The organism is Bradyrhizobium sp. UFLA06-24 (assembly GCF_054967145.1).
This window is the reverse complement of the sequence record NZ_JADFUE010000018.1, coordinates 43656-56211: the sequence shown is the minus strand read 5'-3', so window position 1 is coordinate 56211 and position 12556 is coordinate 43656. Positions and strand designations below refer to the sequence as shown.

Sequence of the window (12556 nt, the reverse complement as noted above, 5' to 3'; positions counted from 1 at the left end):
TCGAGTCATGTCAGGCCGAGGCTGAGGGGCTATCGGCCTGACGGGAAAGGGCGGCGAGACGCCAGCTCGCGCAGGGAATGTCCTTTGGCGCGACGTGGATCTCCTTGTCGAAACGCACCAGCTTCCAATCATCGGGATGATTGACGAAGCCGAACCCGGATTTGCGCGCGAGCGAGATCATGGTTTGGTTGGAGCGCAGCGTGTCGCCGAATATGTGCTCGGCGCCGAGCGCCGCGGCGCGGCATTCGAGGTTCTTCATCAGTGCGGTGGCGATGCCTTGGCCCTGCCAGCGGTCATCAACCGACAGGCCGAATTCGAGCGTCGACGTCTCGGCATGCAGGGCATAGCGCGCCTCGGCGACGATGGTCTCGAAGCCGTCGACCATCCTGGTGACCACCACGGTGAAACGATCGCGCTCGCCCACCTGAAGAAAATCGTTCAGCAGACCCTTGGGCAATTCACTGATCGCACCGAAGAAGCGGTTGTAGCGCGAGCGGGTCGAGAGCGAACGGAAATAGTGTTGAAGCTCCTCGGTGTCGCGAGGCTCGACGAAGCGAACGTTGATCGCCTCTCCGTCGCGGGTGCGCAACGTATCGGAATATTGCTTCAGGTCTTCCAGACGATAAGTGCTCATGATCCGTGCCCAGGAGACGAGGGACCGCCGGCGCCCCTGTGCTCAGGCGGCGCCGGCCTGGCGGCCAATCAGGCCCGCCAGAAGGGTTTGTCAGCCTCGTAGGCAACGTCGGACCAGGACAGGCCGACGTCATGCAGATCGCGGGCGGTCCAGTTGGTCAGTTCGCGCCTGTTGCGATAGCGCTCATGCCAGAGATGGAGCGTCTCACTGACCTGCTGGATCAGGCCTGCTGCATGATGATTTGTCATCGAATTATCGGTCAACGTAGACATTTTCAGCTCCTTGAGCTAACTTGACCGCCAATATCTGCCTGTGAGTGCGCTGCGACAAACGACAATTTGTACTCCTTCGCATGAATTAAGCTCATGCATCATGCTGCCAAATGACTGCCAGATTGCCTTCCCTGAACGGATTGCGGGCCTTTGAGGCCGCCGCGCGCCATCTCAGCTTCACGTTGGCCGCAAGCGAGCTGAACGTGACCCAGACCGCGATCAGCCATCAGATTCGGCGCCTCGAGGAGGAGCTCGGCATCCGCCTGTTCATCCGGCAGAATCGCGCGCTGGCGCTGACCCCCGAAGCGCGTGACTATCTCCCCGGTGTCCGCGCCGCCTTCAACGACCTCCGCCTTGCCACCGACCGGCTGCTGCGCAAGGACGACGACAGGGTGCTGACGGTCTCGACGATCGCTTCACTGGCCGCGAAATGGCTGCTGCCGCGTCTGACCGATTTCCAGGAGACCCATCCCGGCATCGACGTCCGCATCACCACCTCGACCAGCCTCGTCGACTTCCAGCGCGACAATGTCGATGCCGCGATCCGCTACGGCCGCGGCCAGTGGCCGGGCGTTCGCGCCGAGTGGCTGATGGCGGACGAGCTGTTTCCGGTGTGCAGTCCCTCCCTCCTTCGCAGCGACAAATCGCTGCGCACGCCGGAGGACCTGAAGGATCATGTGCTGCTGCATACCAACAACAGCGATGACTGGCGGCTCTGGCTGACGGCGGCAGGCCTGCCCGCCGGCATTTCACGGCAGCCCGGCATCACCTTCGACATGACCTTCATGACGGTGCAGGCGGCGATCGACGGCATGGGCGTGGCGATGGGCCGGACCTCCTACGTTCAGGATGACATCGCCAAGGGCCGGCTGGTGGTGCCCTTCAAGATCGCGCTGCCGGCGGACGCCGGCTTCTATCTGGTCTCGCCGGAGGGCCGCCGCGAGGCGCCGAAGCTCGCCGCCTTTCGCCAATGGATGGTCGCCGCAACCCAGAATAAAGCCTGAAAAATCATCAGCTTCTGCCGCGAAATGGGTTGACTCGCAACGTCCCGCGCGAGAGGGGTAGCCAGATTGCCGCAGCAGCAATTTGTCGCCTTGCCGTGAAATGAGTTCCGGTCCGGCCACGTCTCGAAAGGGAGTAAACGCTCATGGCTGGACCAGCCACCAATCCGCCTGCAATCAAGTCGCGCATCGGCGCGATCCTGCGCGCCACATCGGGCAATTTTCTCGAACAGTTCGATTTCTTCCTGTTCGGCTTCTACGCGCAGGATATCGCGAAGGCGTTCTTCCCGGCCGCAGACGACACCGCGGCCCTGCTCAATGCGTATGGCGTGTTCTGGCTCGGCGCGCTGATGCGCCCGGTGGGCGCGATCGTGCTTGGTGCCTATATCGACCGTATCGGCCGGCGCCAGGGGCTGATCTTCACACTCGCGCTCATGGCGCTCGGCACCGTAGTGATCGCGTTCTGCCCGTCTTATGCAGCGATCGGTGTTGCCGCCCCGGTCATCGTGCTGATCGGCCGCTTGATCCAGGGCTTCTCGGCCGGCGTGGAGCTCGGCGGCGTTTCCGTCTATCTCTCCGAGATCGCCACGCCCGGCAATCGCGGCTTCTACACCTCGTTCCAATCATCCAGTCAGCAGGTCGCCATCTTCGTCGCAGCGATCATCGGCTTCATCCTGAGGGAGCTCATTCCCGGCGACACCTTCCTGGATGTGATCGGGGGCGTTGCAAAGTGGCGTATCCCGTTCTTCGTCGGCTGCATCATCATCCCGGTCATTTTCTTCCTGCGGCGCTCGCTCGAGGAAACGCCGGCCTTCCTGGCCATGAAGAAGCACCCGACCGCGCGCGAAGTTTTCGCATCGGCGATCGCGAACTGGCGCATCGTCATTCTCGGCATGATGATCGCCGTGCTGACCACCACGACCTTCTACTTCATCACGGTGTACGCCCCGGGCTTCGGCAAGCAGCTCAATTTGTCGCCGACCGGAACGCTGCTGGTGACGCTTCTCGTTGCTGTCACCAACTTCATCTGGAATCCGGTCGGCGGCGCGCTATCCGACCGCATCGGCCGCAAGCCCGTGCTGGTGACGATCGCGGCCCTGTCATTCCTGACGGCCTACCCCGCCCTGTCCTGGCTCGCGGCAGCTCCCACACTCGGGAAGCTGCTGGCTGTTCAGATGATGTTCTCGTTCTACTTCGGCGTCTACAGCGGCACGATGCTGGGATGCCTGGTCGAGATCGTGCCGGCTCATGTCCGTACCACCTGCTTCTCGATCGCGTTCGCCTTGGCCGCGGGCATCTTCGGCACGTCGACGCCCGCCGTGGCGACCAAGCTGATCAGCATGACCAACGGCGACAAGGCCTCGCCGGCGTACTGGCTCATGTTCGGCGCGGCGCTCGGCATCATCGCCGCACTCGCCGTTTATCGCGGGGGCAAGCAGGCGGTGCCGAGCTATGACACGGCTACCGAGCCGGCGACGGGGCGTTGATCGTCATTCCGGGGCGCGACAAAGTCGCGAGCCCGGAATCCATTTTTCCCAGCATTGCTGACGCACGATGGATTCCGGGCTCGATGCTGCGCATCGCCCCGGAATGACGGAAGGGACTTACAGCTCCACCACCACGTAATCGCTCTCGACCGTCACTGGGATCGTCTCGGCCACATACGGGCTCTTCACCACACTGGCGCCAGGCTCGACATGGGCCGGATAGGCCTTCACGCGGAAGCGCCGGGGATCGCAGTAGGACTGGCCCGTGCGGATGTCGAACTCCCAGCCATGCCAGGGACAGCGGATGATCTCGCCGAGTTTTGTATATTCGATCTCGCCGGGATCGCTGGACTGCGCAAGTCCGATCAGCGGGCCTTCGCACAAGGCCGCCCCCTGGTGCGGACAGCGGTTCATCAGGCCGAAATACTCGCCCTTGATGTTGAAGACGGCGATCGGCCGTCCGTCGATCTCCAGAAACTTTCGCGTCCCCGGCGGAAGCTCATTGACCGGCGCAATCACATGACGCGCCATCAAGCTATTCCGTAGAGCTTCTTGGCATTGCCGAGATAGAACGCCTCGCGATTGGCTTCGCTGACGCCCGCCGGCAGCACGCGGGACGGCTCGTCATAATCCCAATGCGGATAGTCGGTCGCAAACAGCAGCCGATCCCAGCCGATCCAGCTGATGACGTCGAACAGGTCTTCGCGCTTTTCCGGGTCTTCCATCGGCTGGGTGGTCCACCACACCTGCTCGCGGATATATTCGGACGGCGGCCGCTTGACGTGCGGCACCTCGCTGCGCAGTCGCTGCCAGACCTTGTCGAGGCGCCAGGCCAGCGACGGCGCCCAGCCGAAGCCGGCCTCGATCATCACCATCTTCAGTTTGGGGAAACGCTCGAACACGCCTTCCAGCACGAGACTGGCCAGCGCCGATTGCTGGCACTGCGAATGGCCCACCATCTCCTCGATGTAATAGGACGGCCAGCCCGACGGCGTGATCGGATTGCCGCCGAAGCCGAAGGCGTGCACGCCGACCGGAAGACCCGCCTCTTCGGCAGCCTGGTAAATAGGCCAATAGCGGCGCTGGCCGAGCGGCTCGACATTGCGGCTCAGCAGCAGCACCTGCACGAAGTTCTTGTCGCCGGCGCGCTCGCGGATCTCGGCGGCCGCCGACAAGCCATCCTCATTGCCGACGACAATGGACGCCTTGAGCCGCTTGTCCTTGCTGGTCCATTTGTCGATCTGCCAGTCGTTGATCGCCGAGCACAGCGCCGCCGAGAGCTCGTGGTTGCGAATGCCCTGCCCGGTACCCAGCGGATTGAGCACGCCGAGCTGCACATTGTTGCGGTCGAGCAGCTGCTTCTGCATGAAGGAGAGCGACGAGCCCTGCGGCCCGCCTTCCGGCGGATAGGCATCGCGGCGCGAGGCGTTGGGTTGGGCCTTCGGATAGGGCGGGCCTTCCATCATGCCCTGATAGGCATGGACACCATAGACTTCGAGGTGATGTTGCCAGCGCTTGGCGAGGTAGGGATAAAGCTCGGTTCGGGTGGCACGTGCCGGATGGATGTCGCAGTCCGCAATCGCGGTCTTTGATGTCAGAGGGGAAACAGTTTCTTGGCTCTCGCGGAACTGGATATTCATCGCCTTGCCTCCTTTGGCAGCGGGCTCATTTCAGGCGGGGATAGGTCGCATGTGGATTGTCGATCATGATCTTGCGCACGAGATCGGGGGCGAGCCCCTCGGGCAGCGCATCCTGGCCGTCGAACTGCCAGTGCGGATAGTCCGTGGAGAATAGGACCAATTCGTCGGACTGCATATGCTCAAACAGGCGATTTAATGTCGCCTCGTGCGGCGGCGCATCAAATGGCTGTAATGAGAAGCGGATGTTGCTGCGCACAATCTCCAGCGGCGCGCGATCGACCCATGGCGTTTCCATCCGCACACCGCGCCAGAATTTGTGCAGCCGCCAGAGATACGGCGCGATCCAGGAGACGCCGGACTCCAGCATCACCATTTTCAGGTGCGGATATTTCGCGAACACGCCTTCCACGATCAGGCTGGTGAGCTGGGTCTGGAACGCCTGGGCCTGACCGACATAATCCTCGATGTGGTAGGAACCCCAGCCCACCGCGGTCGGTGGATTGTGATAGGCGGAACCGGCGTGGACACCCACCGGCAGATCGTGTCGTTGCGCGGCCTCGTAGATCGGCCACAGCGCGCGTTTGCCGAGGGGCGTGTCGCCCATGACCAGCATCAGCACCTGCACGAAGCGCCTGTCAGATGCGCAGCGCTCGATCTCGGCGACGGCTTTCTCGATGCTTTGCGTCGGGATGACGATCGAGCCGCGCAGCCGGGAATCGCGACCGAGCCATTCCTTTGCCAGCCATTCGTTGACCGCGCGGCAGAACGCGGCCTGCATGTCTTCGGAAAACACCATCTGCACGCCGTAAAGCGGATTGCAGATCGCAAACTCGAGCTGGAAGGGATCGAGCACGTGGCGCTGCATGTCCTGCAGGCTCTCGCCGGGCTTTCCCTTCTCGGGACGCCAGTCGGGCCGCGCGGCGATCGGCGAGTTCTGCGGATAGGATTGCGAGACGAGATCGACCATGCCGCGCGTCGTCACCTGATCGCGCCAATAGTCGTTCAGGTACGGCAGCAGGCTGGTCAGATGCGGCACGGCCGGATGTACATCGCAGTCCACCCCACCGGGGATCAGGGACGTCATGACGTCTGCCTTCTCACGTTTCCTCGCATGTCTCTTCTTGTATCCGTCATTCAAGCAGGCCTGCCCGTCGCCCGCAACTCGGCCAAGGCTTCCGTCATATGCTAGGAAGGCGGAGCTCGGATGCGAAGGAACAGGGGTACGGGATGAAAGAGCTCATCGGCATTGCGGAACAGGTGGCCGCCAAACTGATCGCGCGCAAAGAGACGGTCGCAGTTGCGGAATCCTCGGCCGGCGGGCTGATCGCGGCAAGCCTGCTCGCGGTGCCCGGCGCCTCCGCCTATTTCTTGGGGGGCGCGGTGGTCTACACCCGCGATGCCCGACGCGTGCTGATGGATATTTCGGATGAAGGAATGAAGGGCTTTCGCTCCTCATCGGAGCCGTACGCCAGACTGCTGGCCGAACAGATGCGCGGCCGCTTCAGCTCCGACTGGGGCCTGTCCGAGACCGGCGCCGCCGGCCCGACCGGCAACCGCTACGGCGATGCCGCCGGCCATAGCTGCATGGCGGTGGCGGGACCTGCGGCCGAGGTGATGACGCTGGAAACCGATAGCAACGACCGGTTCGCGAATATGCAGGTGTTCGCGGCGACGGCGCTGAAATTGTTGCTGAAGAAATTGGAGGGGCGGTGACAGCCGGCCTACTCACCGTCCCAGATGCCGTATGAAGATCCGCACCACATAGCCTTTGAACCGCGGCGCCTGGTCGTAGAGGTCCGAGGCGATCCGCTCGATGGTCTCGCGCAGCGACGTGAACTGCGCCTGCCGCGCGCTGCTCTCGGTGCCTTGCATGCCCGCGAGTTCATCCATCGCGGCATCGCTGATCTGGCACTGCACGACTTCATCCTCGCTCAGCATGGTGAAGCGAAAGGCCAGCCGTTCGAGATCATGGCCATGATCCTGTCGCGCGTCAGTGGCATAAGTCGTCCCAGTCGAGCCCCGGCCAGACAATGCTGAAAATCGCAGCGCTTGTCAGCACCAAAGAGCGGCTTCCCGCTACTGGAACGCCACTTCGGCAAAGCTGCGAAGCTTGCGCGAATGCAGCCGCTCCGATTCCTGCTGCTTGAGCCGCTCCAGCGCCTTGAGGCCGATCTCGAGATGCTGACCGACGCGGCGACGGTAGAACTCGCTGGCCATGCCGGCGAGCTTGATCTCGCCATGCAACGGCTTGTCGGAGACGCAGAGCAGCGTGCCGTAGGGCACGCGGAAGCGGTAGCCATTGGCGGCGATCGTGGCCGATTCCATGTCGAGCGCAACCGCGCGCGACTGGGACATACGGCGGATCACCTCGGGGCCGGAGATCTCCCAATTGCGGTTGTCGACGCTGGCGACGGTGCCCGTGCGCATCAGGCGCTTGAGCTCGAAACCTTCCAGGCCCGTGACGTCCTCGACCGCCTGTTCCAGCGCGACCTGCATCTCGGCCAGCGCCGGGATCGGCACCCACAGCGGCAGCTCGCGATCGAGCACATGATCCTCGCGCACATAGCCATGCGCCAGCACATAATCGCCGAGCCGCTGCGTGTTGCGCAGGCCGGCGCAATGCCCCAGCATCAGCCAGGCATGCGGCCGCAGCACCGCGACGTGATCGGTGACGTTGCGCGCGTTGGACGGACCGGTGCCGATATTGATCAGGGTGATGCCGCGATAGCCCGGCGCGACGAGATGAAAGGCCGGCATCTGCGGGCTACGCAAGGGCGCATCGCCGCTCGTCGCTCCGCCGCTGCGCGTGATCACATTGCCGGGCGCGACGAAGGCCTCGAGGCCGGCCTCGCCGGCCTGAAGCCGCTGCTGGCAGAGCTGCGCGAAGGCGTCGACGTAGAACTGGTAGTTGGTGAAGATCACGAAGTTCTGGAAATGCTCGGGATCGGTGCCGGTGTAGTGGTAGAGCCGGCGCAGCGAGTAGTCGACGCGGGCGGCGCGGAACAGCGACAGCGGCTCGGGTGCATCTGGCCGAAGCTCGAAAGTGCCGTCAGCGATGGCATCGTCCATGGTGGCGAGATCCGGCACGTCGAACGCATCGCGCAGCGATCGTGCGACGGACGAATTCTCGCTGGTGGTGATGGCCGCCTCGATGTTGATGTCGCGGCGATAGGCGAAGTGAATCGGGATCGGCTCATTGCACTCGCCGATTTCGACGGGAACGCCGTGGTTCTGGATCAGCAGGCCGATCTGCTCGGTCAAATAGCTGCGAAACAAATCCGGCCGCGTCACGCTGGTCTCGTGCACGCCGGGGCCTGCGACGAAACCGTAGGACAGACGCGAATCCAGCCGCGCATGCGTGGCGGTGGTGAGGCGCACGAAAGGATAATAGGCCCGCACCCGCGCCGCGATCGCCTCGCCTGAGACATAGGCCTCGAACCGGTCGCGCAGGAACTTGGTGTTGCGCTCGTAGATTTCTTCGAGGCGGGCAACGGCCGCGGAGGCATCGGAGAAGGATTCGGTGGCGATAGAGGGTGGAGATTGCATCGTTCGAGCGCCGGGTTGTTGGGGCTTCGAGTCGAACTATAGCAAAGAAAGAGGTCTCGTAGGGTGGGTTAGCGCAGCGTCACCCACCACTTCTGCTTCACGGCTGGAGAAGTGGTGGGTTACGGCTTCGCCTGACCTACCCTACGCAACCGAGATTGCCGCGCGTCACTTCTCGCGAAAGGCTCGCATGAACTGGTCGTGCAGCGGCTTCAAGAGATACGACAGCATGGTGCGGTCGCCGGTCTGGACGAAGGCCTCCACCGGCATGCCGGGAATCAGCTTGGAATCGCCGAGCCGGGCGACCTCCTCGGCGGACATCGACACGCGGATCGTATAGTAGCTCTGGCCGGTGCGCTGGTCGGTGGTGACGTCAGGAGAGACGCGGCTGACGACGCCGTTGAGTTCGGGCGTGGTGCGCTGGTTGAAGGCGGAGAGACGCAGCAGCGTCTTCTGGCCGATCTGCAGCTTGTCGATATCGACCGGGTTGACCTTGGCCTCGACCTGGAGATCGTCGCTCTGCGGCACGATCAACATCAGCGTATCGCCGGCGGTGACGACGCCGCCGACGGTGTGCACCGTCGATTGCAGCACCATGCCGTCCTGCGGAGCGCGAATGTCGACGCGGCGGAGCTGGTCCTCGGCGGCGACCTTGCGCTCGATCAGCTCGCCGATCTTGTCGTTGGTCTCGCGCAGATCCTTGGAGACCTCGCTGACCATGTCCTTGTCGACCTGGATGATCTGGAGCTCGGTCTCGGTGATCTTGCCCTTGGCCTGCGCCCGCGAGGCGATGTATTGCGCCCGCTCGCCGTTGAGGCGGGCGCTGTCGCGCTCCAGCGTGGTCAGGCGCGAAATCTGCACCAGATGCTTGTCGTAGAGATCGCGCACCCCGGTGAGCTCCTGCTGCACCAGGCTGATCTCCTTGTCCTTGGCTGTCTCCTGCGCCTGGAGACCCTCGATCTCCTCGTTGAGCTGCTGGATGCGTTCGCGGAGCTGCGCCTTCTGGCCGGCGCGGCCGTTGACGCGAACGTCGAACAGCTTGCTTTCGCTGTCGATCAGCGTCTTGACGTCGGGATCGCTGATGCGATCGCGCAGCGATTGCGGAAACTCGATCTTGTCGAGTCCGCGCTGCTCGGCCTGGAGCCGCGCCGCACGCGCCTGGGCGGCGTCGAGATTCTTGACCACGATGGCGAGGTTCGCCTTGGTGACGGTGTCGTCGAGCCGCACCACGATGTCGCCGGCCTTGACCACGTCGCCGTCGCGGGCGCGCACCTCGCCGACCACGCCGCCGGTCGGATGCTGCACCTTCTTGACGTTGGATTCGACCACGATCTGACCCGGCGCGATCAGCGCGCCTGAGATCAGCACGGTCGAAGCCCAGCCGCCGAGGCCGACGGCCAGCAGCAGCACAATCGAAATCCCGAGGATCAGGTGAAACCGGATCGACTCCCGGACAGTCTTGGGCGCGGCGGGCTTTGTGCCGCCAACCGTCACCGTGCTCATGCTTTGGCCACTCCGCCCTCGCTGACGACCTTGATCGGCGCCGGCGGCGCGACGCGGGGCTGGAGCACCTGGGCGAGCACCTGCTCCTTCGGTCCGAACGCCTGCATGCGGCCATCACGGAGCACCAGGATCTGATCGACTGCCTCGACCCCGATCGGGCGATGCGCCACGACGATGACGATCGCACCGCGTTCGCGCGCGTTGCGGATCGCGCGGGTCAACGCCTCGTCGCCTTCGGTGTCGAGATTGGAATTGGGCTCGTCCAGCACGATCAGGAACGGATTGCCGTAGAGCGCGCGCGCCAGCGCCACGCGCTGGGCCTGGCCTGCGGACAGCGAAGTGCCCTGCTCGCCGACCTGCGTATTGTAGCCCTCGCGCATCTTGATGATCATCTCGTGCACGCCGGCTTCCTTGGCCGCGGCGATGATGCCGTCGGAGGTCGCCTCGGGATCGAAGCGGCTGATGTTCTGCGCGATGCTGCCGCCGAACAGCTCGACGTCCTGCGGCAGATAACCGATATGGCTGCCGAGCACGTCGCTCGACCATTGGTCGAGCGCCGCACCGTCGAGCCGGACCTTGCCGCGCACCGGATGCCAGACGCCGACCAGCGCGCGGATCAGCGAGGATTTGCCGGAGCCGCTCGGCCCGATCACGCCGAGCCCGTTGCCGGCCTCGAGCGCAAACGTCACGTCCTGGACGATCAGTCGCTGGTCGCCCGGCGCCACCATGGCGACGCCTTCGACCGAGAGCCGCTTGGTGGGCGCCTGCAACTGGGTCGGCAACGCCTGCGCCGGCATCTGTTCCAACAGGCGGCTGAGACGGTGCCAGCTCTGGCGGGCCGCGACGAAGGATTTCCAGTGCGCGATCGCAAGATCGACCGGCGCCAGCGCGCGGGCCGAGAGGATCGAGCCCGCGATGATGATGCCGGCGGTCGCCTCCTGGTGGATGACGAGATAGGCACCGACCGCGAGCACCGCCGATTGCAGCATCATGCGCAGCACTTTTGCGATCGCACCGAGGCCGCCGGCGACGTCGCTCGCACGCTGATTGCCGGAGAGATATTTTTCATTGGCCTCGCTCCAGCGCTGGTTGAGCCGGCCGGCCATGCCCATCGCCACCAGCACCTCGGCATTGCGGCGGCTGGATTGGGCGAGGTCGTTGCGCCGGGCGGCAAGGCCCATCGCTTCCTTCGCAGGCTGGCGGGACAGGAACTCGGTGACCAGCGTCAGCCCGACCAGGATGACGGCGCCGACCAGGGCGGTCACGCCGATCATGACGTGGAAAGCGAAACAGATGGCGAGATAGAGCGGCAGCCAGGGCAGGTCGAAGAACGCGCTCGGGCCCATGCCGCCGAGGAAGGAGCGGACATTATCGAGGTCGCGCAGCGGCTGAAGCCCCTCGTTGCGGCTGCCGACCAGCAGCGGCAGGCGCACGATGGTATCGAACACCCGCTTGTTCAGCGCCTCGTCGAGCGCGGTGCCGACCCGTCCCAGGATGCGGCTGCGGATCATATCGAGCACGCCTTGCGCCGCGTAAAGACCGCCGGCGAGGACAATCAGCCCGACCAGCGTCGGAATGCTGCGGCTCGGCAGCACCCGGTCGTAGACCTCCAGCATGAAGATCGACCCGGTCAGATAGAGCAGGTTGATCATGCAGCTCATGAAGCCGACGCCGACGAACGCCGTGCGGCAGGCACGCAGCGCGTCACCGAGCTCTGAACGGCGAAGGCCGGGAACGGCTGCCATCAGTCTGATCTCTCTTTCGGGTGAGGGGCAAAGCCCCTGATTTCCTGGGTAAATCGAGGCTTACCTCGCCCGGATTAATATCGCGTTCTTCCCGCGGGCAACGCAATCGAATTAATCCGGCCTCGGCCACATCTACCCCGGATAGCCCGATGCGCAAGTCCGGTATTTCACAGGCTTTGCGGCTTTTTCCGGCAAGGACGGCGCCTCTCCCCAGGCCACGGAGAGGCGGAAGGTTGATTGAGCCGCTAACCCGCTAAAGCCGGCCGCCGCCGCGCACCAGCCGGACCACCAGCAGCAGGATGACGGCGCCGATCGCGGAATAGATGATCTCCGAGACCAACCCGAGGCCGAGATGGATGCCGAGCCTGGGGAACAGGAAGCTCGCGACGAACGCGCCGGCGATGCCGATCACGATGTCGCCGACGATGCCGAACCCGCTCCCCCGCACGACCTTGCCGGCGAGCCAGCCGGCGACCAGGCCGACGAACAGGATGATGATGAGGCTTTGGCCAGAAATGTACATAAGCTGAAGTCCCTCTCCGTGAACGAGGCCATGGAACCGGAACCGGGATGAATGGGGTCTGAATGCTGGTCTCCGAAGGGAACCACTCAAACATGAATCGCGAAAACAACCCCATGCACAGTAGACATCGCGCAAGCGGAGCGGACGCGGTGGATCGCGACAAGGGCATGTTGGCGCAGGGAATTTCGGCGTTCGGAGGCGCGCGGCC

At 64.0% G+C, this 12556-nt stretch carries 13 protein-coding genes; 3 read left to right on the top strand and 10 right to left on the bottom strand.

The genetic code is table 11. The features are described 5' to 3' along the window. Nucleotides 1–10: 10 nt before the first annotated feature. Nucleotides 11–634 (bottom strand): GNAT family N-acetyltransferase, encoded by a 624-nt coding sequence (locus tag IF809_RS16745; RefSeq protein ID WP_453993654.1) that lies wholly within the window; start codon nucleotides 632–634, stop codon nucleotides 11–13. Between the two features lie 68 nt (nucleotides 635–702). Beyond that, nucleotides 703–906: a DUF1127 domain-containing protein gene (locus tag IF809_RS16740; protein ID WP_128968702.1), complete on the bottom strand. Its 204-nt coding sequence runs from the start codon at nucleotides 904–906 to the stop codon at nucleotides 703–705. Nucleotides 907–1016: 110 nt separating this feature from the next. Here IF809_RS16740 and IF809_RS16735 point away from each other — a divergent pair, with 110 nt between their 5' ends. Next, nucleotides 1017–1910, top strand: a complete 894-nt coding sequence (locus IF809_RS16735; protein ID WP_128968703.1) for a transcriptional regulator GcvA — start codon at nucleotides 1017–1019, stop codon at nucleotides 1908–1910. 143 nt (nucleotides 1911–2053) lie between these two features. Further along, nucleotides 2054–3394, top strand: a complete 1341-nt coding sequence (tcuC, locus tag IF809_RS16730) for a tricarballylate/proton symporter TcuC (protein WP_462838030.1) — start codon at nucleotides 2054–2056, stop codon at nucleotides 3392–3394. 117 nt (nucleotides 3395–3511) lie between these two features. Here tcuC and IF809_RS16725 read toward each other — a convergent pair whose 3' ends face one another. The 3 genes from IF809_RS16725 to IF809_RS16715 are packed head-to-tail and all read right to left on the bottom strand — an operon-like array spanning nucleotide 3512 to nucleotide 6118. After that, entirely contained in the window at nucleotides 3512–3925 is a 414-nt protein-coding gene (locus IF809_RS16725) for a Rieske (2Fe-2S) protein (protein WP_462838029.1), read from the bottom strand. Beyond that, nucleotides 3925–5034: an amidohydrolase family protein gene (locus tag IF809_RS16720; RefSeq protein ID WP_462838028.1), complete on the bottom strand. Its 1110-nt coding sequence runs from the start codon at nucleotides 5032–5034 to the stop codon at nucleotides 3925–3927. Before IF809_RS16720 ends, IF809_RS16725 begins: the two co-directional genes overlap by 1 nt. Before the next feature lie 25 nt (nucleotides 5035–5059). Continuing rightward, nucleotides 5060–6118, bottom strand: coding sequence for an amidohydrolase family protein (locus IF809_RS16715; protein ID WP_462838027.1), 1059 nt, complete (start codon nucleotides 6116–6118; stop codon nucleotides 5060–5062). Nucleotides 6119–6261: 143 nt separating this feature from the next. Here IF809_RS16715 and IF809_RS16710 point away from each other — a divergent pair, with 143 nt between their 5' ends. Beyond that, nucleotides 6262–6747, top strand: a complete 486-nt coding sequence (locus IF809_RS16710) for a CinA family protein (RefSeq protein WP_462838026.1) — start codon at nucleotides 6262–6264, stop codon at nucleotides 6745–6747. A gap of 12 nt (nucleotides 6748–6759) precedes the next feature. On the opposite strand, the gene IF809_RS16705 is transcribed toward IF809_RS16710, so the two are convergent. The 5 genes from IF809_RS16705 to IF809_RS16685 form a co-directional block, all read right to left on the bottom strand. Beyond that, a complete protein-coding gene (locus tag IF809_RS16705) occupies nucleotides 6760–7065 on the bottom strand; it encodes a DUF1488 family protein (protein WP_462838025.1) in 306 nt (101 codons plus the stop codon). Nucleotides 7066–7110: 45 nt separating this feature from the next. Further along, a complete protein-coding gene (locus IF809_RS16700) occupies nucleotides 7111–8580 on the bottom strand; it encodes an AMP nucleosidase (protein ID WP_453980846.1) in 1470 nt (489 codons plus the stop codon). A gap of 165 nt (nucleotides 8581–8745) precedes the next feature. Further along, complete coding sequence (locus IF809_RS16695; RefSeq protein ID WP_453980847.1) at nucleotides 8746–10080, bottom strand: HlyD family type I secretion periplasmic adaptor subunit; 1335 nt, start codon at nucleotides 10078–10080, stop codon at nucleotides 8746–8748. Next, entirely contained in the window at nucleotides 10077–11825 is a 1749-nt protein-coding gene (locus IF809_RS16690; protein ID WP_462838024.1) for a type I secretion system permease/ATPase, read from the bottom strand. Before IF809_RS16690 ends, IF809_RS16695 begins: the two co-directional genes overlap by 4 nt. Before the next feature lie 253 nt (nucleotides 11826–12078). Further along, entirely contained in the window at nucleotides 12079–12348 is a 270-nt protein-coding gene (locus tag IF809_RS16685) for a GlsB/YeaQ/YmgE family stress response membrane protein (protein ID WP_188103698.1), read from the bottom strand. Between the last annotated feature and the right edge of the window lie 208 nt (nucleotides 12349–12556).